The sequence below is a fragment of the Amycolatopsis methanolica 239 genome (assembly GCF_000739085.1).
GTDB lineage: Bacteria > Actinomycetota > Actinomycetes > Mycobacteriales > Pseudonocardiaceae > Amycolatopsis_E > Amycolatopsis_E methanolica.
The window spans coordinates 6,182,763-6,204,892 of sequence record NZ_CP009110.1 but is presented as its reverse complement, the minus strand read 5'-3'; the positions used below and the strand labels follow the sequence as shown (position 1 = coordinate 6,204,892).

Below are 22,130 nucleotides of genomic sequence, written 5' to 3'. Positions count from 1 at the left end.
CGTCTTCATGTGTTCGGGTATGCTCCGGCACGTGGTTCAAGTGATCGACAGAGCGGCCGCGGTCCGTCCCGCGCGCCGGCTGCTGCTGCCCGAGGTCCGGTGGGCGCTGGCCGCGCTGGTGTTGTTCCTGGCCGGGCTCGCGGCCGACTTAAGCGGCGGCCCCGCCTGGCTGTACTGGACCCTCTACCTGGGCTGTTACGTCGCCGGCGGATGGGAGCCGCTGCTGGCGGGGCTGCGGGCGCTGCGGGAGCGGACGCTGGACGTGGACCTGCTGATGGTCGTGGCCGCCGTCGGCGCCGCGGCGATCGGGCAGGTTCTCGACGGCGGCCTGCTGATCGTCATCTTCGCGACCTCCGGCGCGCTGGAGGCGGTCGCCACGCAACGCACCGCGGATTCGGTGCGCAGCCTCCTCGACCTGACCGGCGAGGCCGACACCTACGAGGTCGGCGACGAGTTCGTGGTCCGGCCGGGGGAGCGCATCGGCGGGGACGGCGTCGTGGTGGACGGCGCGAGCGAGGTGGACCAGTCGTCGATCACCGGCGAGTCGATGCCGGTGCCGAAGGCCGTCGGCGACGAGGTGTTCGCGGGCACGCTGAACGGAACCGGCGTGCTGCGGGTCCGGGTCACGCGCGATTCGTCGGACACGGTGCTGGCGCGGATCGTCGCGATGGTCGAGGAGGCGTCGGCGACCAAGGCGAAGACCCAGCTGTTCATCGAGAAGATCGAGCAGCGGTACTCGGTCGGGGTCGTGGTGGCGACGCTGGCGTTGTTCCTGGTGCCGCTGGTTTTCGGTGCCGAGCTGCAGGAGACGCTGCTGCGCGCCATGACGTTCATGATCGTCGCCTCGCCGTGCGCGGTGGTGCTCGCGACCATGCCGCCGCTGCTGTCCGCCATAGCCAACGCCGGGCGGCACGGGGTGCTGGTCAAGTCGGCCGTGGTGCTCGAACGGCTCGGCGCGACGGAGCGTGTCGCGTTCGACAAGACCGGCACGCTGACCGAGGGGTCGCCACGCGTGGTCGAGGTCCGCCCACTCGGAATGTCCGAAAAGGACGTTTTGCGCCTCGCGGCCGGTGCGGAGCAGGCGAGTGAGCACCCGCTGGGGTGGGCGATCGTCGCGGCCGCCGACCGGGTGCCGCGGGCGCGGGACTTCCGCGCCGAGCCCGGCCGGGGCGTGCACGCGGTGGTCGACGGGCGGCAGGTGTTCGTCGGCCGGGACGACGGCGAGGTGGTGCGCGAGGTCGAGGCGGACGGCCGGACCGCGGTGCTGGTCCGGGTGGACGGCGAACCGGCCGGTGTGCTCGGGCTCGCCGACCGCGTTCGCCCGGACGCGCGTGCCGCGGTGACCGCCCTGATCTGGGCTTCCCCCGTACTGCTGACCGGGGACAACTCGCGGGCGGCGGCGCGGGTGGCGGACGAGGTCGGCATCACCGACGTGCGGGCCGGTCTGCTCCCGCAGGACAAGGTCGCCGCCGTCCGGGAGCTCGGCGAGCGGGTCCTGCTGGTCGGCGATGGTGTCAACGACGCGCCCGCCCTGGCCGCGGCCGACACCGGCGTCGCGATGGGCCGGGCCGGGTCGGACCTGGCGCTGGAGACCGCCGACGCGGTCGTCGTGCGGGACGAGCTGACGGCGATCCCCGCGGTCGTCGCACTGGCCCGCCGCGCGCGGCGGCTCGTGCTGGCCAACCTCGCGATCGCGGGTGTGTTCATCGTCGGGCTGGTGCTCTGGGACCTGTTCGGCGAGCTGCCGCTGCCGCTCGGCGTCGCGGGTCACGAGGGCTCGACGGTGCTGGTGGCGCTCAACGGCCTGCGGTTGCTGCGCGAGAAGGCGTGGCGCGGTTGACTCGGGGACATGACGGGGCACATGACGCCGGAGGAGTTCCGGCGCTACGGCAAGCAGGTTGTCGACTGGGTGGCCGGCTACCTGAGCACGATCGAGGACCGGCCGGTGCGCTCGCCGGTCGCGCCGGGCGAGGTGCGCGACCGGCTGCCGGCGCACCCGCCGGAGCGGGGTGAGCCGGTCGAGGACCTCCTCGGCGATCTGGACCGCGTGATCATGCCGGGCATCACGCACTGGCAGCACCCGGACTTCTTCGCCTATTTCCCGGCCAACGCGTCCGGCCCGGCGATCCTCGGCGACCTGCTGTCCAGCGGCCTCGGCGTGCAGGGGATGGTGTGGGCGACGAGCCCGGCCTGCACCGAGCTGGAGACCGTCGTGGTCGACTGGCTCGCCGAGCTGCTCGGGTTGCCCGCGGAGTTCCGCACCGACGGCACGGGCGGCGGGGTCATCCAGGACTCGGCGTCGAGCGCGGCGCTGGTGGCGTTGCTCGCCGCGCTGCACCGCGCGAGCGGCGGAAAGATCCGCGACCACGGCGTGGCGGACACCTACCGGATGTACGTCTCCACCGAGACGCACTCGTCGCTGCAGCGGGCCGGGCGCATCGCCGGTCTCGGTGGGGGGAACGTCCGGGCGGTGCCGGTGGATCCGGTGACGTTTGCGATGGACGTCGGCGAGCTGCGGCGCATGATCGCCGGGGATGTCGCCGCGGGCGCGGTGCCGGCGCTGGTCTGCGCGACGATCGGGACGACGTCCACCACGGCGATCGACCCGGTCGCGGAGATCGGGGCGTTGTGCCGCGAGGCCGGCGTGTGGTTGCACGTGGACGCGGCCTACGCCGGATCGGCCGCGGTGTGCCCGGAGCTGCGGTGGATCAACGACGGAGTGGCCGAGTACGCGGACTCGTACGCGACGAACCCGCACAAGTGGCTGCTCACCAACTTCGACTGCGGCGTGCTGTGGGTGCGGGACCGGCGGCCGATGATCGACGCGTTGTCGATCCTGCCGGAGTACCTGCGCAACACGGCGACGGAGTCCGGCGAGGTGATCGACTACCGGGACTGGCAGGTCCCGCTCGGGCGGCGGTTCCGGGCGCTGAAGCTGTGGTCGGTGATCCGCTGGTACGGCGCGGAGGGGTTGCGCGCGCACATCCGGACCTGCGTCGAGCTGGCCGCGCGGTTCGCCCGGCTGATCGACGCCGACGACGGGTTCGAGCTGCACCCGGGGCACCCGTTCGGGCTGGTGTGCTTCCGGCCCCGGTGGCCGTCGTCCGTTCCCGACCCGAACGCGGAAACCCTCGCCGTGATGGAACGGCTCAACGCGTCGGGCGAGCTGTTCCTGAGCCACACCAAGGCGAACGGGCACGTGCTGCTGCGCCTCGCGGTGGGCTCACCGGCCACGCGGGCCGAGCACGTGGAGGCCGCATACCGGCGGATCGCCGCCGCGTGTCAGGAGCGCAGGTAGGTGTTGAGCGTGACGGCCAGCGTCTGCTCGACGTCGGAGGACTCGGCGAGCCCGCCACGCAGCCACAGCGCGGCTAGCCCGTGCAGCGACGCCCACAGCGACGCGGCGAGCGGACGCGAAGCGGTGCCCCGCCGCCAGCCGACCGCTTGCGCGCGGGTCACCAGGTCCAGGAACTGCTCGAACACCGCGCCGGACAGCCGGGCCAGCTCGGGTTCCCGCACGTCGATCAGGTCCGGCCGGAACATCAGCTCGAACATGGCCGGGTTCGCCAGCGCGAAGTCGAGGTAGTGGCGGCACGCGGTCAGCAGCCGTTGCTGCGGGTTGCCCTCCGGCAGGGCGGCCGCGCGCTCGTGCAGCTCCCCGAACCCGGTCGCGGCGACCGCGGCGAGCAGCTCGGCGCGCCCGGCGAAGTGCCGCAGTGGCGCGCCGTGCGAGACGCCCGCCTCGCGCGCGATCCGCCGCAGGGTGACGGCCTCGACGCCCTCGCTGGTCAGGACGGCGACGCCGTTGTCGATCAGGCGCTGCCGGGGATCGTTTTCCACGACGCCAGCTCGTCGGCGATGACGGGGAGCAGATCGGGGCGCTTCGGCGCGAAACCGTCGCCGGGCGACCGGCCGGTGAACCAGTTGCGGGTGCGGGTGACCACCACCGGCAGGACCTCGCGCCACACCCAGCGGGCGTGCGCGCGCAGGCCGGGGCGTACCGGGTCGCCGGGTAGCGGCTCCAGCCACGCCGGGTCGTAGTCGACGCCGAGGGTCGTGAGCAGGTGCGCGGCCAGCCTGCGGTGGCCGTACTCGGACAGGTGCAGCCGGTCCGGGCCGAAGTAGCGCAGGTCGTGCACGGCTTCCTCACCCCACAGGTCGACCACTTCGGCGCCGTGCTTCGCCGCGGACGCGTGGATCGCGTCGTTGAGGGCTTCCAGGCGGTGGCGGATGCGCAGCAGGCCCGGCACGCGCCCGGAGACGTCGCTGAGCGTGAAGACGACGACGGTGGGCGCGGCCCGGGTGAGCATCCGGATCGCCGCGTCCACCCGCTTCGCGACGACCTCGGCGCGGTAGGTGCGGGTCATGACGTCGTTCGCGCCGCCGAAGAGCGCGACGAGGTCTGGCTTGAGGTCCAGAGCCGCGGGGATCTGCTCGACGATGATCTGGTCGAGGCGGCGGCCGCGGACGGCCAGGTTGGCGTACCGGAAGGCGGGCTCGTGCTGGGCGAGCGTGGCCGCGGCCAGGTCGGCCCAGCCCCGGTAGACGTCGGTGCCCGGGTACGGGTCGTGCAGGCCTTCCGCGCAACTGTCGCCGAGGGCGACGAACCTCTGATAGCCCATTCAGCTCTCCGACATTCGGCGTTCACCTGGTGGTCACCTGTGTACCAAGATCTGTAGACGCTGTCTACTCGACCGGATGTCACAGGGGAGCGGCTGTTTCGTCTCGGGTGCCGAGCACACACCCGCAGCGAGGAGCTGATGATGGGCGAACCGCAGAAGGTCGCGCTGGTCACCGGAGCGAAGAAGGGGAGCGGGCGCGGCGTGGCCGAACAGCTCGCCGAGCTAGGCATGACCGTCCTCGTCGGCGGCCGGACCCGCGGCGCGCGGAGGGAAGCGGCCGCGGCGATCAGCGGGCACGCGATCACCTTGGACGCCACCGTCGCGGCGGGGGTGCGGCGGGCTGCGCGGCAGATCAAAGACCGCTTCGGCCGGCTCGATGTGCTGGTCAACCACGCCGCCTCGCTGACCCTGACCAGCGACCCGGACGAACCCTTCGCGGCGCTGCTGCCGTCCGCGGCGTACGGCCCGTCGAAGACGGCCTGTGCGCGCTGACCGTCCAGTAAGCCAACGAGTTGCGCAAGGACGGTGTCCTGGTCAACGCGGTCGTGCCCGGCTATGTCGACACGGACAGCAACAACCGCACCGGGTTCCTGACCGTCGCGCAGGGCGCCGGGGTCGTGGTGCGGCTCTCCACGCTCGGCCCCGAGGGCCGGCTTCTTCGCCGAGGACGGGCCGCTGCCGTGGTAGACCGGGTCGTGGTGGATCGCGCCGAGGAGTTCCATGAACTGCGGCCGCGATCGACGTGTCGCGCTGGCCGCCGACGTGCAGATGATCGGCGACGCCGGTGGCAAGGCGCCGCAGTGGGCGGAGCGGTTCACCGGGGCCGGTGCGGTGGCCGGCGTGCCCGCGACGCTCATGCCGCTGTTCGCCCGGATCAATGCCCACGTGTCCTGGTCCAGACGATCCGCACGGTCGACAACCCGGGCAAGCTCAGGCACCTGGCGCTCCTGGCGGACACGTGGGCTGCCCTCCGGGAAGCCGCGGACCGACCCCGCGGGCCCGGCGAGGGGGACGCGCCGGGCCCGCGTGCCTGCTACGGCCAGTCGACCTGCGGGGAGCGGTAGAAGCCGATCCCCTGGATCTCCCACCGCGGCGCCTGCTGCGCCAGCCGCTCGCGGAAGTCGTTCCAGTCGTGGGTCGACTTCGGCGACCACCCGATCTCCGCGATGCCTGGCAGCCGCGGGAAGGCCATGAACTCGATGGCGTCGCTGTCGGTCAGGGTCTCCGACCACAACGGCGCCTCGACACCCGCGACGGACGCCTCGCCGACGCCCTGCACCGCCGTCGACGGGTCCCAGTCGTAGGAGTCGGCGACCTCCACGTATCCGGCCCAGTGGAGGCCGAGCGGGCTGTTCTCGTTGTACTGCATGTCGAGGTAGGCCTTGTTGGCAGGCGAAACGACGATCTTGTTGCCCGCCGCGGCGGCCGCCGCCGTGTCGGCGTCGACGCCGTCGGTGTCCCAGAACTGCGGCACCGCGGACACCGGCGGGTCGGCCTTCGCGATCTCGTGCCAGCCCTGCGCCAGTTTGCCGTGCTTGGCGACGATCGGGAGCACCTGGCCCATGAACTTCTGGTAGTCCTCTGGGGTCGTGGCGTGGGCCTCGTCCCCGCCGATGTGCAGGTACCGCCCCGGGGTCAGGGCGGCCAGCTCGCCGATCACGTCGTCGAGGAACTCGTAGGTGATGTCCTTGTCCACGCACAGCGAGCTGAACCCGACCTCGATGCCGGTGTACAGCGGCGGCGCGACGCCGTCACAGTTCAACTCCGCGTACGACGCGAGCGCGGCGTTGGTGTGGCCCGGCATGTCGATCTCCGGGATCACCGTGATGTGCCGGGACGCGGCGTAGGCCACCAGGTCCTTGTACTGCTCCTGCGTGTAGTAGCCGCCGGGGCCGCCGCCGACCTCGGTGCTACCGCCGTACGTCGCCAGGCGCGGCCAGCTCTTGATCTCGATCCGCCAGCCCTGGTCGTCCGCGAGGTGCAGGTGCAGCCGGTTGACCTTGTACTGCGCGATCTGGTCGATGTAGCGCTTCACCTCGTCGACGGAGAAGAAGTGCCGTGCCACGTCGAGCATCGCGCCGCGGTAGGCGAAGCGCGGGTAGTCCACGATCTTCCCGCCCGGCACGCTCCACGGGCCGCTTGCCACCTGCCGTGACTCGACCTGCGCGGGCAGCAGCTGGCGCAGCGTCTGCACGCCGGCGAACAGGCCGTCGCCGCTGTTCGCGCGCAGCGTGACGCCCTTCTTCGTCACCGTGAGCTGGTAGCCCTGGTCGCCGACCCGCGCGGTCGGGCCGAGCTCGAGCGCGATGGACGGCGCCGAGGTGCGCTCGACGACCGGGAGGCGGTACCCGGTCGACGGGCGGAGCAGGCCGGCGAGGTAGTCGGCGACCTGCCGGGCGCCGCGGTCGGCCTCGATCGCGGTGACCGGGGTCAGCCGGAAGCCGGCCTTGGGGTCGGCGATCGCCGACACCGGAACGGGGATCACGTCCGCCAGCGCGCGGGTGTTCGGCGCGGCGGTGGGTTCGCTGGCGAGTGCGGGCTGGGTGAGGGCGGTCAGCGCGAGCGCGGTGGTGCCGAGCAGGCCGGCCAGGGGTCTGCGCATGGGTCACTCTCCGCGGGAATCGGGAGCGGGTCCCCTAAAGGTATAGACCAGTGTTCCGACGCGCGCAATGCCCCGGTTGCCGCCCACTGCTCCGGCCGGGTGAACAGCCGCGTTCGACTCGTTCGGGTGGCGATTCCCCGGCCGGACAGTGATTTCTGTCGGTGATCGGGTCTAGCTTGTCGGTATGAACATCAACGCCCTGCCGAACGTCCTCATTCGTCTCAAGTGGACTTTTTCGCGGTCAGCTCTCCCGCAGCACCGCGCGCAGCTTGTCGAGCACCGAAGGATCTTCGATGGTCGACGGCACCGGCTCGTCCCGGCCTTCCGCGAGTCCGCGCATGGTCTTGCGGAGGATCTTGCCCGATCGCGTCTTCGGCAGAGCGTCCACAACAGACACTTGCCGGAACGCGGCCACCGGGCCGATGTCCCGCCGGACGGCGGTGATCAGCTCGGCCTTCAGCGTCGCCTCGTCGATGTCCACACCGGACTTGAGCACCACCAGGCCGCGCGGCAGCTGGCCCTTGAGCGAGTCGTGCACGCCGATCACCGCGCATTCGGCGACCGCGGGGTGCGCCGCCAGCACGGCCTCCATCGACCCGGTCGACAACCGGTGCCCGGCCACGTTGATGACGTCGTCGGTGCGGCCCATGACGAACAGGTACCCGTCCTCGTCGAAGTAGCCCGAGTCGCCGGTGAGGTAGTAGCCCTCGTAGCGCGACAGGTACGCCTCCACGTAGCGCTCGTCGTCGCCCCACAAGGTCGGCAGGGTGCCCGGCGGCATCGGCAGCTTGATGCAGATGGCGCCTTCCTGCCCGGCGGGCAGCGGATTGCCGGCCTGGTCGAGGATCCGCACGTCGTAGCCGGGCACGGGGACGGTCGCCGAGCCCGGCTTCACCAGCATCGGTTCCAGTCCGCGCGGGTTCGCCGCGATCGGCCAGCCGGTCTCGGTCTGCCACCAGTGGTCGATCACCGGCACGCCCAGCTTGTCGGCGGCCCAGTTCAGGGTCTCCGGGTCGAGCCGCTCACCGGCCATGAACAGGGTGCGGAACGACGACAGGTCGTACTTCGCGAGCTCGGTGGCGTCCGGGTCGACGCGTTTGATCGCCCGCAGCGCGGTCGGCGCGGTGAACAGGGCCTTCACCTTGTGCTCGCTGATGACGCGCCAGAACGCGCCGGCGTCCGGGGTGCCGACCGGCTTGCCCTCGTACATCACGGTCGTGGCGCCGATCAGCAGTGGCGCGTACACGATGTAGGAGTGGCCGACCACCCAGCCGACGTCGGATGCGGTCCACCAGATGTCGCCGGGCTGGATGTCGTAGACCGCGCGCATCGAGTACGCCAGGGCGACGGCGTGGCCGCCCGCGTCGCGGACGACGCCCTTCGGTTTCCCGGTCGTGCCGGAGGTGTAGAGGATGTAGAGCGGGTCGGTCGCCGCGACCGGCACCGGGTCGACCGGGCTCGCCCCGGCGACCAGTTCCCGCCAGTCGACGTCCCGGTCGCCCAGTGTTGCATGCGCCGCGTCGCGTTGCAGCACCACGACCTTGTCCGGCTGGTGCTCGGTCGCGGCGAGGGCCTCGTCGATGATCGGCTTGTACTCGACCACGCGGTTCGGTTCGATACCGCAGGACGCGGCGACGATCACCTTCGGTTTGGCGTCCTCGATGCGGGCGGCGAGTTCCTTGGGCGCGAAGCCGCCGAAGACCACGGAGTGCACAGCGCCGATCCGCGCGCACGCGAGCATCGCCACGGCGGCCTCGGGAACCATCGGCAGGTAAACGATGACGCGGTCGCCCTTGCCGACGCCGAGGGACCGCAAAGCCCCCGCGAAGAGGGCGACCTCGTCCCGCAGTTGCGTGTAGGTGTAGGTCCGTTTGCTGCCGGTGACCGGAGAGTCCCAGATCAGGGCGGGCTGCTCCCCACGCCCGCGTTCGACGTGCCGGTCGAGGGCGTTGTAGGCGGTGTTGAGCTCCCCGTCCGGGAACCAGCGGAACAGGGGAGCCCCCGAGGAGTCCAACGCCCGCGACGGCTCATGGGTCCAATCGATCGCTTTCGCCGCGGCGAGCCAGAACCCTTCCGGATCGGTAAGGCTGCGCTGGTGTTCCTCCACGTGACGGCCCATGGGGCAGACCTCCTCGTCGTCGAGCTCGTGCCCCACATCATGACGCAATCCAAGCGCCCCGACCGCCCCACGCCGCCCACCGCGGCGCGCCAGCGCCGCCTGACCGCCCCACGCCACACCGAGAGGTCCGCGCGCTCGATCGCCCCGCGCTGCGTCGAGAGGGCCTGCGTGCACCCTAGCTACCCGCGCGCCCTGGCGCCCAGCGCCGGACCCACCGCGCGCCCGCCCGCCCCTCGCCGCACCGAGAGGTCCGCGCGCCCAAGCGCCCCACGTGCCCGAGCGCCCCCTGCGCGCGCCCAGGCGCCCAGCCCGGCCCAGAGGCCCGCGCGCCCGCCCGCACTGCGCGGAGTGATCCGCGTGCCCGAGCGCCCCCTGCGCGCCCGGGCGCCCAGCACCGACCCAGAGGTGCGCGCGCTCGCCTGCCTGCGCTGCGCCGAGTGGTCCGCGTGCGCGACCGCCCGTGCACGCCCAGGCACCCAGAACTGGACCCAGACGTGTGCGCGCGAGCGTCGCCTCGCTCCGCGGCGAGTGGTCCGCGTGCCCGAGCGCCACGGGCCGCCCGCCGCGCCAGCGCCGCCCCGCTTCAAAAAGCCCGGCCTCAGAAGGCCCGCCCAGACACCCCCGCCTCGGAAGGCCGCGCCCCAGAACCCCGCCAAACCCCTCAGAAGGCCCGATGAGTTCCGAAATATGCCCACCGATCTGCGCCACCGTCCCGCTCACCTCGGACGCCTGGGACAGCAGACCCTTGACCTTCTCCCACCGAGTGCGGACCACCTCGGGCTCCACGTCCTCGGCCGTGTCCGGATCCTGCGCCTTCCGCGCGTCCTCCAGCAGGCCGGTCAAGTTCCGGTCCAGCGCCTTCCGGTCCGCGACCTCCAGCGCGGCCGTCTCGGCACGCAGCTGCTCCAGCAGTGTGACCAGCGGCGGCTGCTGCTGGTTGATGTTCGCGCCGCTCATCGAGCCGTTGTTCGTTCCCGTGTTGATCGGGCCGAAGTTGCCGCCGCTGATGTTGACGCCGGGCATGTCCTAAATCCCCCGTGGCCGTGTGGACGTTCGCGCCGTCCATCGAACCGGTGTTGGCGCCGGTGTTGATGGATGCGTAGTTGTCGCCGTGGATGGTGATCTCCTTGTGGATCACGGTCACGGCCTGGCGCTCGAAGCCGGCCGGCGAATAGCCGCAGTCGCGCAGGACGCGGCTTATCGCGGGCATCAGCCTGTTGTGCAGGATCTTCTCGTAGCGCTCCACGTCGACCAGCTGGAAATAGCTGCCGACATCGTCGGCCGCCGCCATCTCGCGCAACGTCCGCAGCGAGCCGTACGCGTCCGGGTTGATCAGGCCGTGGTCCTGCCGCGGCGGCCGGATCCACTGCACCGTGTGCCTGGCGCGACCCCAGATCGTCACCGGCAACCGCAGCAACCGCAGCAGCGCCTGCCCGATCGGGGCGGCCACCCCGGCAGGCAGCTTGTCCACCGCGCGGTACCGGTCCCGCACCGGCGGCAGCACACACGGCGTCCACTCCAGGTACAGGGTGCTGGCGTCGACAGCCGCGTGCAGGTAGCTCGACATCACCAGGTCCCGGTCCCACGTCTCGACCTGGAAACACAGGTAGTAGCGCGCCCACTCCCGCGGCTGCCGGCGCAGCGCCGCGACCTCGCCCGGCGGCAGGTACCGCTCCGGCGCCCGGTCCAGGCCCCGCAGGTAGACAACCGACTCCGGCTGGTGCACGTGGTCGATCAGCTCCGCGGACGACGCGAACACCGCCTCCCGGATCGACAGCTCACGCAACCGCCGGTCCGGCGACAGCGACTCGCTCTCCTGCAGCACAGCCATCGCCGCGCGGACCCGTTCGTACAGCAACGGCGTGGTCAGCTCGTCGAACGGCGTGCCGTCCGGCTTGTGGTCCTCCGGCAGCCGGTCCAGCGGCAACGCCATCGACCAGGACTCGCGGTGCAGCCGGGCGCCGACGAACGGGTTGTATCCGCGGTGCACGAACAACGGCACCGCGTCCTGCGGGCTCTGCTCGGCGTCCCGGTAGCGGTGCAGCTGCCGCACGAACCGCGGCGGGCACAGGCCGAGCAGCGGGCGTTCGGTGGTGAACGGGTCGGCGGGCGGCCGGTTGCGGGCGCGGTAGCCGAACCGCTCGACGAGCAGCGACCGCACCACCAGCCGGTCGGTCACCAGGACCGCGAGCATCAGCACGACCAGCGCGATCGAAACGTAGGTCCAGACCTCCTCGTCGCCGTCGGCCGGACCGTAGTAGTCCCCGTAGTAGCCGCCGGTGAAGTCCTCGGTGGCCTGCGGATCGATCGCGCCGATCAAGTAGATCAGCAGACCGGCCAGCGCGAAGGCGCCGAGCACCACGACGATCGCCGCCTTGAGCGCCACGTTGAACGTCCTGCGCCAGATCGACGGGATCACCAGCGCCACCGCGAGCACGAGCCACGTGAACAGCACCACGCTCGGGCCCGAGGCCCAGACGAACAAGCCGAACAGCACCGCCGGGATGCCGTCGCGCAGCTTGCGGCGGCCGCGTGACGCGATCGCCTCCACCAGCACGCGCGCCGGGTCGAACCCGGGCGAGTGCGGCAGCGGCCGGGTCGGCTCGGTGAGGAACTCGCGGATCGCCCGGTCGGCGTATCCGGAGTCGAGGTGCGCGGCGGCGCACGGGTACCGCGTCGTGTCGTCCTGGGCCCGCACCTCGTGCGGGACGGTCCAGGCGGGATCGCGTTCTCCGTCATGGCGGTGAGGATCGGGACCATCTCGGGCCAGTCGGCGGCCTTCGACGAGGCGTACACGAAGTACTCGGTGCCGGAGGCGCGCCAGTACTCGGCCTTCACGTGCCGCCTGCCCTCCGGCGCCGTCCACTCGAACTCCCACACGATCGCCTCGTACCCGCGGAGGGCGTCTGGGCGAGCTCGACGCGGGAGTAGCCGGGCCGGGCGGCGGCGAAGTCGCTTTCGGCATCGAGGTGGGAGTCCAGGATCGAAGCGTTTGGTACGGCCGAGCCGCCGTAGCGGACGTAGCGGGAGCTGTCGGCCGGGTCCGTGGCCTGCACGCTGCCCGCGGACTGGGGCGGCGTGACGGTCCAGCCCTCCGGGATGACCGTGCGGATCCCGGCCGGGCCGGTCACCTCGCTCCCCGGCACCACCGAACTGCTCGTCGTGGTCGTGGTGGTCGTCGTCGAGGTGCGGCGGCTGCTCGACGTGCTCGTGGTCGTCGCGGCCGAACTCGGCGTCGCCAGCTGGGTGGTCCCGCCGTCGCCGCTGTCGCGAACGAGCAGCAGCGCGGTGCCGACCGCGCCGAGCACGACGAGGTTCGCCACACCCGCGAGCAGCGCCAGGCGCGCCGAACTCGGCTGGCCCCAGGAGGCGGCATCGATGTCCCCTCGCGAACCGCTCGTGCAGAAGCGAGCACTGAGGGTAGCATTGGGCGCCCCGACCGGGTTACCCCTTTTGGGAGATTCACGTGACCGAACAGACCGACCCGATGTCCGCTGTTCAAGCGCTCGAGCAGCAGCTCGCGGCCGCTCCGGCGGATGCGGCCCTGCGTCTGCGGCTCGCACACGCGCTCGAAGTGTTGACGGTGTCTGCACGCAGCGTGACCAGGAGAGGGGTTGCTCGTGGTGACGTCGGCGCGCCAGCGTGAGCTGCGCGCGTGGGCGGCCCGCCGGATCCTCGAACTGACCGTGCCCGACGCCCGGCTCACCACCGGTGCGCAGGCGCTGCTGGCCGAGCTCGACGCGGGACGCCGGTGGGTGTGGCACGCCCAAGGACAGCTCGCCATCGCCGCGGTGGTGGTGCTGGGCCTGGTCGCGGTCGTGCTGGGCGGGCTGGCCGGCGTCGTCGCGGTCGTGGTCGCCGGTGCGGTGCTCAGCAGCGTCCTGCTGTCGCTCCTGGTCCTGCGCTTCCGGCGGGAGCGGTGGCGCGTCGAAGCGGAGCGGCTGGCGCCGGTCATCTGGCGGTCCGGCATCTGAGGAAGTCTCACTCCGCAGGGCGACCACAACCCGCCCGGCCCCTGCCGCGTCCAAGGTGCGAATAGGGTGGGAGACCAGAAGAAGACCCCGACCACGAAGGGACCCGGGCGGTGAACGCGTTCGCGGACTGGCTGCTGTCCCTCGCGCATGCCCTGTTCAACCCAGGGTTCTGCCCCGGTGACTGGGTGTGGGCCACGGTGGCCGCGGGAGCGCTGACCGCCTTGTTCCCGGTGGCCGGCGCGGTTCTCGTCGCGCTCATGCGGAAGTTCACCGGCAACCGGTACGACACCGGCACGATCTCGGCCATCGGCGTCATCGCGTTCGTGTTCTCGTTCGGGCTGCCGTGGATGGCGTTCAACGGCATCTCGGGCATCTACCGGGCCGCGGCCGAGGGCACCTCATCGCTGTCGAAGGCCGACCTGGCCACGCTGAACCGCGAGTACTGCTCGTTCATCGGCACCCAGAGCGAGTACCTCGGCGGCGGGCAGAACATCTTCGAGACGATCTTCTACCCCTCCGGCAACGTCCTCGCCTACGGCTACTACCTGGGCGCGCTCGTCGGGCTGCCGCTGCTCGCGCTGCTGTTCATGATCCTGCAGGCGCGCACCGCGATGCGCCGCGGGCCGAAGTGGCCTGGCCGTCTGCTGTGGGTCGGGTTCGTGATGTTCGTGGTGTTCTCGGTGGGCGTCTCGGCCAACGCGGGCGTGTTCCTGTGGCTCGGGTTCATCCCGATCGCGATGCTCGGGATCATCCCGATCGCCCTGGTCGGGCCTCCGCCGTGGTCGGTCATCAACAAGCCGGAGCGGCCGCGCCCGGAGCCGCGGCGCGAGCCCCCGCCGCAGGTGCCGCCGCCTCCGCCACCTCAGCAGCAGCCGCCGAAGCAGTACGCGCCGACGGCCGTCGCGCCGGCCGCGCAGGAGCTGGCCGCGGCGCCCGGCCCGGTCCCGGTGCCGCCGGGGTTGACGGCCAACGGCGGCGGCCGGTACCGGCGGATCAAGCGCCTCGGCCACGGCGGGTTCGGTACGGTGTGGCAGGCCGTGGACAACCAGCTGGGCCGCACGGTCGCGCTGAAGATCGCCCACGCGCCGGACCGGGACACCGAGGAGCGCATGCGCCGCGAGGCGAGGGCGCTGGCGATGGTCGACCACCCGAACTGCGTGCGGGTCTACGACCTGGTCGAGGAGCCGGACGGGCTCGCCCTGGTCATGGAGTACCTGGAGGGCCAGTCGCTGGCCACCGCGGTGGACACGATGGGGCCGCTGGACGACGTCGCGGCGGGCCGCCTGTGGGCGACGATGGCAGGCGCGCTGGCGGCGGCGCACGAGAAGGGCGTGTTGCACCGCGACGTGAAGCCGTCGAACGTGATCCTGGACCCGCAGGGCATGCCGCACCTGATCGACTTCGGCATCGCCCGCAGCCGCGGCGACTCGACGATGACCGCGACCGGGATGATGATCGGCACGCCCGACTTCGTCGCCCCGGAGCAGGCCGCGGGTGCCGCGGCGTCCCCGGCCTCGGACGCGTGGCAGCTGGCGGCGACGGTGAGCTACGCGCTCTCCGGCTACCCGCCGCGCGGCACCCGCGAGACGCCGATGGCCGCCCTGATGGCGGCGGCCCGCGCCGAGCCCGTGTCGAAGCTGCCGCAGCGGTCCGCGCACGCCCGGCTGCTGATCGCCTCGCTCGACAACGAACCCCGCCGCCGCCCGACGCTGCACACGGTGGTGCGTGAGGTGGAGGGCTTCCTGTCCCGGTCGGGCAAGTCGATGGACGGGCCGGTGACGCGGATCGTGCCACGCCACGGCGGCACGACGCGGGCGATGCCGCCGCGCTGACGCCGCGGTGGCGTGGGGCATGGGTGCACCGGGTGGTGCGCTTGTCGTCTTGCACGAGTGCCTGGGGGCTGGACGGTCGGGTGAGGCGGGTCGTGCCGCGTCGCGGTGGTGCGATGCGGACGGTGTTGCCGTGTTGATCCGGGGTATGTGGCGCGGGGTGTTCCGGTTCGAGTCGGTGGACGGACTTGGACCGGATGGTGCCTTGTGACCAGTGGCGCCGCCGCGCTGATCCTGGAGTTCGTGGCGCGGATGTCACGCCTGGCGCCACTGGTAAGCCCCGCAACCGGGCCTCGGGCGCTACCGGTGGGGCAGCGCGGAGCGCCGGCTGGTGTGCTTCCGGCCCAGCAGGATCGCCTGCGGGTGCTTCGCGCCTTCCAGCTCGACCCGGGCGGCGATGTCGAAACCGGCCCGTTTCAGCAGCTTCGCGATGTGGTCGGGCGGCAGCAGGTACGCGTCGTAGTCCACCGGGTGGCCGTAGGCCGTCTCGGGTTGCAGCTGGGCGTTTCCGGCGTGGAAGCCGATCACCACGTGCCCTTCCGGCGCCAGCGCGCGGGCGAAGCCGGCGAACACCCTCGGCAGCACGGCGGGCGGGACGTGGAAGATCGACCACCACGCCACGACCCCGCCCAGCGACCCGTCCGCCACGTCGAGTGCCGTCATCGAGCCCACCTCGAACCGCAGGTCCGGGTACGACCGGCGGGCGATCTCGACCATCCCGGGTGACAAGTCGACGCCAAACGCTTGCGTGCCGAGTCCCGCCAGGTGCGCCGTCACGTGGCCGGGTCCGCAGCCGACGTCGGCGACCGGGCCGGTCACCAGCTCGGCGAAGGCGCTCAGCATTCCGCGGCCCACCGCGTCCGCCGCGAACCGCGGGCGGACGAACTCGGCGTAGTCCTCCGCCACCCGGTCGTACGACTCCCGGGCGCGGCCAAGGTACCCGGTCATCGCCAGGATGGCAGCCAGAGCTCAGCCTGCCAGCGGGCATTGCTGATCGGGTCGCCGTTCAGGATCGGCCACAGCCACGCGAAGTTCGCCACCACGAGGCCGACGTACAGCGCCACCACCAGCAGCCCCGTCCCGCGGCGTTCGAACCCGCGCCGCGCGCTGCCCAGGGTCTGGCCCAGCGCGAGCGTCAGCCCGAGCGCCAGGAACGGCGCCATCGGCGTGGCGTAGAAGAAGTACATCTGCCGGTCGATGTTCGTGAACCACGGCAGGAACCCGGCGAAGTAGCCGACCAGCACCGCGGCGTAGCGCCAGTCGAACCGGAACAGCCAGCGCCAAAGGCCCCACCCGAGCATCGGGATCGCGAGCCACCAGGTCGCGGGCGTGCCGATCAGCATCGTCGCCCGGATGCAGTCCGATGCGCCGCACGTGCCGTTGCCCGACTCGTAGTAGTAGAGCATCGGCCGCAGGCCCATCGGCCACGTCCACGGCTTCGACTCCCACGGGTGCGGGTCGTCCTTCGGCGTGACCAGGCTTTCGTGGAAGTGCAGCACGTTCATCGAGTAGTCGCCGAGCGACCGCAGCGCGGGCGGCACCCACCTCCAGAACCCGGGGTCGATGCCCTGCAGCTCGGTGTAGTGCCGGTCGGTGGCGGACTCGCTCGCGAACCACGCCCACCAGCTCGCCAGGTACATCAGCGCGGGGATGGCGATGATGGCCCACAACGCGGGCAGCACGTCCCGGCGCAGCGTCCCGACCCACGGCCGCGGCACCCCCGCCGCCCGGCGCGCGGCCACGTCGAACCCGACGCACAGCAGCCCGAAGAACGCCATGTAGTACAGGCCCGACCACTTGACCGCGAAAGTCAGGCCGAGGCACACCCCGGCCGCGAACCGCCACCAGCGGAAGCCCAGTCGTGGCCCCCACGGCGACTCGTCCGCCCAGCCCTCGGTGACCGCCACCGCCAGCCGCTGCCGCACCTGGTCGCGGTCGCACAGCAGGCACGCGAACGCGGACAACGCGAATACGGCGATGAAGATGTCCAGCATGCCCATCCTGGCCTGCAGGAACAGCACGCCGTCGCAGATCACGAGTATCCCGGCGATGCCGCCGAGCAGCGTCGAGCGGGTCAGCCGTCGCGCGATGCGGATGGTCAGCAGCACGATGATCGTGCCCGCCACCGCCGCGCTGAAGCGCCAGCCCCAGCCGTTGTACCCGAACATCCACTCGCCGAGCGCGATCAGCTGCTTCGCCAGTGGCGGGTGCACCACCAGCTCGTAGCCCGCGTTGTCCTCGAACCCGCCGTTGCGCAGCATCTGCCACGCCTGCGGCACGTAGTGCTTCTCGTCGAAGACCGGGGTGCCCTTGTCGGTGGGGGAGCCGAGGCTCTGGAAGCGGGTGACCGCCGCGACCAGCGTCAGGACGATCGTGACCACCCAGCCACGCAGCCGGTCGGCGGGCATCGGCCGTCCGAGCAGGGTGGCGGCACGGTCCGTCGGCGGGCGGAGGTGGTCCACCTGGTCCGGTCGCGTCAGCAGAGCGGTCACGGGGGTGATCCTAGGGACCCACGGGTGAACTCGGAGTTCCCGCGCGGCTAATAGGGTGAAGGCCATGCCACTCGTCCTCGCCGCGACCCCCCTCGGTGACTCCCGCGACGCTTCGCCGCGCCTGGTCGCCGCACTGGCCGAGGCGGACGTGATCGCCGCCGAGGACACCCGGCGGCTGCGGTCGCTGGCCACCGCGCTGGACGTGACGCCGCGCGGGCGGGTGGTCAGCTTCTACGAGGACGTCGAGACGTCCCGGCTGCCGAAGCTGCTGGAGGCGCTGCGGGCCGGGGAGACGGTCGTGCTGGTCACCGACGCCGGCATGCCCAGCGTGTCCGATCCGGGGTACCGCCTGGTCGCCGCGTGTGTCGAGGAGGACCTGCCGGTCACCTGCCTGCCCGGTCCGTCGGCGGTGACGACCGCGCTGGCGCTGTCCGGGCTGCCCAGCGACCGGTTCTGCTTCGAGGGGTTCGCGCCGCGCAAGCCGGGTGAGAAGGGGCGCTGGTTCCGGGAGCTGGCGACCGAGCCGCGGACGGTCGTGTTCTTCGAGTCGCCGCACCGGCTGGCCGCGACGCTGACCGAAGCGGCCGCCGCGTTGGGTGACGAGCGGCGGGCGGCGGTGTGCCGGGAGCTGACGAAGACGTACGAGGAGGTGCGGCGCGGGACGCTGCCCGAGCTGGCGGCCTGGGCGGCGGACGGCGTGCGCGGCGAGATCACGGTGGTGCTGGAGGGCGCCCGGCCGCGGGCGGTGTCGGTGACGGACCTGGTGGCGGAGGTGTCGGCCCGCGTGGCGGCAGGCGAGCGGCTCAAGTCCGCGGCGGCCGAGGTCGCCGAGGCGACCGGGGTGTCGAAGAAGGAGCTGTACGACGCGGTGCTGGCGGCCCGGCGCGCCTGAGCGGACGCGTCAGGCGGGGTCCTTCCGCATCGCCCAGGTGGTCGGGCCGCCGTCGGGGAGGGCGACCTGCGCGGTCACCTCGAAGCCCAGCCCCTGGTAGAAGCCCACGTTCGACTCCAGCGAGGTCTCCAGGTAGGCCGGGTGCCCCTCCGCGGCGGCGGCACGCAGCCCGGGCGCGAGGACCGCCGGGCCGAGGCCCTCGCCCTGGCGGCCGGGCACCACGCCGACCGCGGCGAGGAACCAGGCGGGCCCGGTCGGCCGGTGCGGGGCCATCGCCTTCTCCGCGGCCGCCGCGGCTGCCGCGCGGTCACCCGCCAGCTCCCGGAGCCGCGGGGCCAGTGCGTCCAGGTCGGGCTCGCCCGACGTGGGCGTCATCCAGACCGCCACCGCTGCCAGGTCGTCGCTCACCCAGACCCGCTCACACGGTAGCCCGACGTGTTCCAGGAACAGCCGTTGCAGGCCGGTCACCCGCGCGACGTGGTCCGCCGCCGCGACGGTGTGCCGCGTGAACGGGTAGTCCGCGAAGGCCGCGCCCAGGGTCGCCGCCGCGGCGTCGAGGTCGGCTGCTGTGCCGAGGCGGATCAGGTGAGCAGCGCTTCCAGCGGGGCGGCTTTGTGCAGACATTCCTGCCATTCTGCCTCCGCGTCCGAATCCGCGGTGATGCCGCCGCCGACGCCGAGCGCGATCGAACCGCCGTGGACCTCGAACGTGCGGATCGCGACGTTCAGCTCCAGCCCGGCCACCGGCGACGCCAGCCCGACCGCGCCTGTGTAGATCCCGCGCGGCCGTGGCTCCAGCTCCGCGATCAGCTCCAGCGCCCGGATCTTCGGTGCGCCCGTCACCGAGCCGGGCGGGAAGGTCGCGGCCAGCAACTCCGCGTCCGGGGTGACCACCCGCCCCTCCACGGTCGACTCCAGGTGCCACACGCCGGGCGCCGGCCGCACCCGCAGCAGCTCGGGCACCCGCACGCTGCCCACCGCGCACACCCGGCCGAGGTCGTTGCGCACCAGGTCGGTGATCATCACGTTCTCGGCCACGTCCTTGACCGACTCGCGCAGCCGTCGCGCCAGCACGTCGTCCGCCGGGCCGCGCCGGGGCAGCGTGCCCTTGATCGGCGTCGAACGGACCCGGTCGCCGTGGCGGGCGAGGAACAGCTCAGGCGACAACGACACGACACTGCCCCACTCGCCGGTGAGGAACGCGGCCCGGCGCGGCTGCAACCCGCGCACCCCCTGCGCGAACAACGCGGCGGGCGATCCCTCGAACGTTCCCTCGAAGCGCGTGCAGATGTTGGCCTGGAACAGCTCCCCGGCCTCGATGGCGTGCACGCAGGCCTTCACGGCGTCGCCGTGTTCGGTGGGCAGCGGGCGGTGCAACGGCCCCGCCCGCCAGGCCGGGGACGGCGCCTCCCGGGTCAGCAGCTCCGCGAACTCCGCCGCCAGGTCCGGGCCCCCGAGCGATTCGAACCACCACCAGCCGTCCGCGTCCAGCCGCAGGACGTGGTCCGCCCAGCCCCACACCGCCTCGGGCAGCGCCGTGCGGCGGCCGGACGGGTCGGTCAGGTCGTAGGAGAGATATCCGAACCAGCCGCCGCCGACGACCCCCTCCGGAGCATCGACCCGCGGTTGCCGGTCCGGCACCTCGAACGGGTCGGTGACCGGGCGGAGCTGGACCTCGGGTGCCAGCACGGCCTGGGAGCCGAACCACTCGCCGCACAGGCCGGCCGCCGTGCCGATCCCCCGGGAGCGGGCGCGCTCGTCGAGGAGAAGCAGCACCTCATCCGGTGTTCTTCCCCGGCCCAGCCTCGTTCGTGTCGCCCGCACGGGGACATTGTGACCTACCGTCGGACGTATGCGTGTGGTCGAGACGGAGCAGATCTGCAAGGTGACGGGCGCCGATTCGATCAACCGGACCGATCGGTTCGCCATCCACGGCACGGATCTCGGCATCCTGTGGGACGGCGGTGACGGTCGGGTCTTCGTGTTGTTCGGCGACACCTTCGGCGAGGGCTGGGGCGGCGACGGCGGCGGCCCGAACAGCGCCGACTGGCGCAGCAACGTCCTCGCCTTTTCGACCAGCAGGGACCTGGCCGCCGGTCTCATGCTCGACGGCGTCGTCACGCGGCCGGACGGGACCGCAGCCCAGGTCATCGCGCGGGACGAGCGCCGGGACGAGGTGACCGTCATCCCGAACTCGGGCCTCGCGGTCGACGGGCTCCAGGTCGTGCACTACATGTCCGTGCGGCAGTGGGGCCCGCCGGGGAAGTGGACCACCAACTACTCCGGCCTCGCCGTCTCTGACGACGGCGGGGTCACCTGGGCCAAGCCGTGGAGCGCGCGCTGGATCAACCGCGCCGAGCGGGACGACCCGTTCCAGATGTGCGCGCTGGCCCGCGAGGGCGACCACGTCCACCTCTTCGGCACCACCAACGGGCGGCACGGCGACGCCTACCTCGCCCGCACGGCGATCCCGCACCTGCTCGACGCGTCGTCCTACGAGTACTTCGACGGCCGCGGCTGGACCCGGGACGAGTTCGCCGCCGCGCCGGTCATCCCGGGCCCGGTCGGGGAGCTGTCCGTGGCCTACGACGTCCACCTCGGACGGTGGCTGGCCATGCACCTGGACGACCCGGGCGGCGCTATCCTGCTGCGCTCCGCCGACCGGCTCACCGGTCCGTGGTCACCCGGTCAGGTCGCCGTGCCCGGGCACCAGTACCCCGGCCTCTACGGCGGTTACCTGCACCCGTGGGCGCTGGACGGCCCGGACGTCTACTACCTCATGTCGCAGTGGGGCCCGTACAACGTGTTCCTGATGCGGAGCAGGCTAGAGCAGTAGGTCGGCCAGCGTGAACGGGTAGACCAGGGCGTCCATGCCGATGGGGCCGGACACGCCGGGCATCGGCGGCGCCGAGCTGTGCTCGTGCAGCGCGAGGCGCGGGTGGAACCAGCCGGGGCGACCCGGGATGTCGTTGTGCCGCGCCACCCACAGCACGACTTCGCGGTCGGCCCACTTCTGCGGGTGCAACCGGCGCAACCAGAGCCCGTAGTCGGCGTAGATCACGACCCGCTGGATGCCCGCGGACTGCCGCACGGTCTTGATCCACGCCTTCACGAACCGGTCGTCGACGCCCTCTGCCTCGACTTCGAGCGTCGGCGCGAGCGAACCCGGCCCGAACACCCCGAGCCCGCGACCCGCGCGCACGCACAGCTCGGCCTGGTCGTGGGGCGCGCCGGGGCGCGCGTAGTGGCGGATGCCGGTGCGGATGCCGGCCCGCTGTGCCGCTTCGATCTGCTTCCCGGCGCCGCGGTCGAGCCAGTTCGTGTTCTCGGTGACGGTGATGGAGGCGAACGAGACCGCGCCGGACCGGACCGCGTCCCAGTCCGCCACGGTCGCGTGCAGTGCGAGGTTGATCCCGCGCTCCGTGCTGCCCTCCGTCAAACCGCCGCCTTCATTCCGCGCAAATGCGTTCGCCAAGACACTGCGTAGTCACCATAAGCGCGAAAAGCCCCGGTTGCCGTATCGACGCACCCCCCGAAAAGGGTGTGACACACAGCAAGTACACAGCGCGGCCTCAGACGGCTCCTCGGCGCGGGCTACGGG

19 protein-coding genes are annotated in these 22,130 nt (G+C 72.2%); 8 read left to right on the top strand and 11 right to left on the bottom strand.

Annotation, left to right across the window (positions count from 1 at the left end; translation table 11 throughout):
• The first annotated feature begins 40 nt into the window (after positions 1-40).
• Both AMETH_RS30115 and AMETH_RS30110 read left to right on the top strand, forming a co-directional pair.
• Positions 41-1,840, top strand: a complete 1,800-nt coding sequence (locus tag AMETH_RS30115; protein ID WP_020486743.1) for a heavy metal translocating P-type ATPase — start codon at positions 41-43, stop codon at positions 1,838-1,840.
• A 21-nt stretch (positions 1,841-1,861) separates the two neighbouring features.
• Complete coding sequence (locus AMETH_RS30110; protein ID WP_017984943.1) at positions 1,862-3,298, top strand: pyridoxal-dependent decarboxylase; 1,437 nt, start codon at positions 1,862-1,864, stop codon at positions 3,296-3,298.
• Here the strand turns inward: AMETH_RS30110 and AMETH_RS30105 are convergent.
• Entirely contained in the window at positions 3,283-3,840 is a 558-nt protein-coding gene (locus AMETH_RS30105) for a TetR/AcrR family transcriptional regulator (protein WP_017984942.1), read from the bottom strand. The two genes, AMETH_RS30110 and AMETH_RS30105, sit on opposite strands and share 16 nt — an antisense overlap.
• Positions 3,813-4,622, bottom strand: a complete 810-nt coding sequence (locus AMETH_RS30100; protein ID WP_017984941.1) for an SGNH/GDSL hydrolase family protein — start codon at positions 4,620-4,622, stop codon at positions 3,813-3,815. Before AMETH_RS30100 ends, AMETH_RS30105 begins: the two co-directional genes overlap by 28 nt.
• A gap of 141 nt (positions 4,623-4,763) precedes the next feature.
• On the opposite strand from AMETH_RS30100, the gene AMETH_RS41000 reads away from it, so the two are divergent.
• Positions 4,764-5,114, top strand: coding sequence for an SDR family NAD(P)-dependent oxidoreductase (locus AMETH_RS41000; RefSeq protein WP_017984940.1), 351 nt, complete (start codon positions 4,764-4,766; stop codon positions 5,112-5,114).
• A 541-nt stretch (positions 5,115-5,655) separates the two neighbouring features.
• On the opposite strand, the gene AMETH_RS30090 is transcribed toward AMETH_RS41000, so the two are convergent.
• The 4 genes from AMETH_RS30090 to AMETH_RS39455 form a co-directional block, all read right to left on the bottom strand.
• Entirely contained in the window at positions 5,656-7,224 is a 1,569-nt protein-coding gene (locus AMETH_RS30090) for a beta-N-acetylhexosaminidase (protein ID WP_017984939.1), read from the bottom strand.
• A 241-nt stretch (positions 7,225-7,465) separates the two neighbouring features.
• A complete protein-coding gene (locus tag AMETH_RS30085) occupies positions 7,466-9,343 on the bottom strand; it encodes a propionyl-CoA synthetase (protein WP_026153499.1) in 1,878 nt (625 codons plus the stop codon).
• 661 nt (positions 9,344-10,004) lie between these two features.
• Positions 10,005-12,041, bottom strand: coding sequence for an AI-2E family transporter (locus AMETH_RS30080; protein ID WP_017984937.1), 2,037 nt, complete (start codon positions 12,039-12,041; stop codon positions 10,005-10,007).
• 136 nt (positions 12,042-12,177) lie between these two features.
• A complete protein-coding gene (locus tag AMETH_RS39455; protein WP_017984936.1) occupies positions 12,178-12,666 on the bottom strand; it encodes a hypothetical protein in 489 nt (162 codons plus the stop codon).
• Between the two features lie 143 nt (positions 12,667-12,809).
• Between AMETH_RS39455 and AMETH_RS38300 the strand changes: the two genes are divergently transcribed.
• The 3 genes from AMETH_RS38300 to AMETH_RS30065 all read left to right on the top strand — a co-directional run bounded on the left by AMETH_RS38300 (position 12,810) and on the right by AMETH_RS30065 (position 15,149).
• Positions 12,810-12,989 carry a hypothetical protein gene (locus AMETH_RS38300; RefSeq protein ID WP_156131739.1) on the top strand — a complete coding sequence of 60 codons (180 nt, stop codon included), beginning with the start codon at positions 12,810-12,812 and terminating at the stop codon, positions 12,987-12,989.
• Positions 12,967-13,317, top strand: a complete 351-nt coding sequence (locus tag AMETH_RS30070; protein ID WP_156131738.1) for a hypothetical protein — start codon at positions 12,967-12,969, stop codon at positions 13,315-13,317. The genes AMETH_RS38300 and AMETH_RS30070 overlap by 23 nt, the downstream gene beginning before the upstream one ends.
• A 110-nt stretch (positions 13,318-13,427) precedes the next feature.
• Positions 13,428-15,149 (top strand): serine/threonine-protein kinase, encoded by a 1,722-nt coding sequence (locus AMETH_RS30065; protein WP_017984934.1) that lies wholly within the window; start codon positions 13,428-13,430, stop codon positions 15,147-15,149.
• A gap of 297 nt (positions 15,150-15,446) precedes the next feature.
• Here the strand turns inward: AMETH_RS30065 and AMETH_RS30060 are convergent, their stop codons facing one another.
• Together AMETH_RS30060 and AMETH_RS30055 are read right to left on the bottom strand one after the other, a co-directional pair.
• Complete coding sequence (locus tag AMETH_RS30060) at positions 15,447-16,094, bottom strand: class I SAM-dependent DNA methyltransferase (RefSeq protein WP_017984933.1); 648 nt, start codon at positions 16,092-16,094, stop codon at positions 15,447-15,449.
• Positions 16,091-17,638 carry a dolichyl-phosphate-mannose--protein mannosyltransferase gene (locus AMETH_RS30055; RefSeq protein WP_017984932.1) on the bottom strand — a complete coding sequence of 516 codons (1,548 nt, stop codon included), beginning with the start codon at positions 17,636-17,638 and terminating at the stop codon, positions 16,091-16,093. The genes AMETH_RS30060 and AMETH_RS30055 overlap by 4 nt, the downstream gene beginning before the upstream one ends.
• A 64-nt stretch (positions 17,639-17,702) precedes the next feature.
• Between AMETH_RS30055 and rsmI the strand changes: the two genes are divergently transcribed.
• Positions 17,703-18,530, top strand: coding sequence for a 16S rRNA (cytidine(1402)-2'-O)-methyltransferase (gene rsmI / locus AMETH_RS30050; RefSeq protein ID WP_038533558.1), 828 nt, complete (start codon positions 17,703-17,705; stop codon positions 18,528-18,530).
• A gap of 9 nt (positions 18,531-18,539) precedes the next feature.
• Here the strand turns inward: rsmI and AMETH_RS30045 are convergent, their stop codons facing one another.
• Both AMETH_RS30045 and AMETH_RS30040 read right to left on the bottom strand, forming a co-directional pair.
• The gene (locus AMETH_RS30045) at positions 18,540-19,154 is read right to left on the bottom strand and encodes a GNAT family N-acetyltransferase (RefSeq protein WP_017984930.1); all 615 of its coding nucleotides are present in this window, start codon (positions 19,152-19,154) and stop codon (positions 18,540-18,542) included.
• Positions 19,112-20,305 (bottom strand): aminodeoxychorismate synthase component I, encoded by a 1,194-nt coding sequence (locus tag AMETH_RS30040; RefSeq protein WP_017984929.1) that lies wholly within the window; start codon positions 20,303-20,305, stop codon positions 19,112-19,114. Before AMETH_RS30040 ends, AMETH_RS30045 begins: the two co-directional genes overlap by 43 nt.
• Positions 20,306-20,381: 76 nt before the next feature.
• Between AMETH_RS30040 and AMETH_RS30035 the strand changes: the two genes are divergently transcribed.
• Positions 20,382-21,365 carry a DUF4185 domain-containing protein gene (locus AMETH_RS30035; RefSeq protein ID WP_017984928.1) on the top strand — a complete coding sequence of 328 codons (984 nt, stop codon included), beginning with the start codon at positions 20,382-20,384 and terminating at the stop codon, positions 21,363-21,365.
• Here AMETH_RS30035 and AMETH_RS30030 read toward each other — a convergent pair.
• The gene (locus AMETH_RS30030; protein ID WP_017984927.1) at positions 21,354-21,968 is read right to left on the bottom strand and encodes a glycoside hydrolase family 25 protein; all 615 of its coding nucleotides are present in this window, start codon (positions 21,966-21,968) and stop codon (positions 21,354-21,356) included. The genes AMETH_RS30035 and AMETH_RS30030 overlap by 12 nt on opposite strands.
• Between the last annotated feature and the right edge of the window lie 162 nt (positions 21,969-22,130).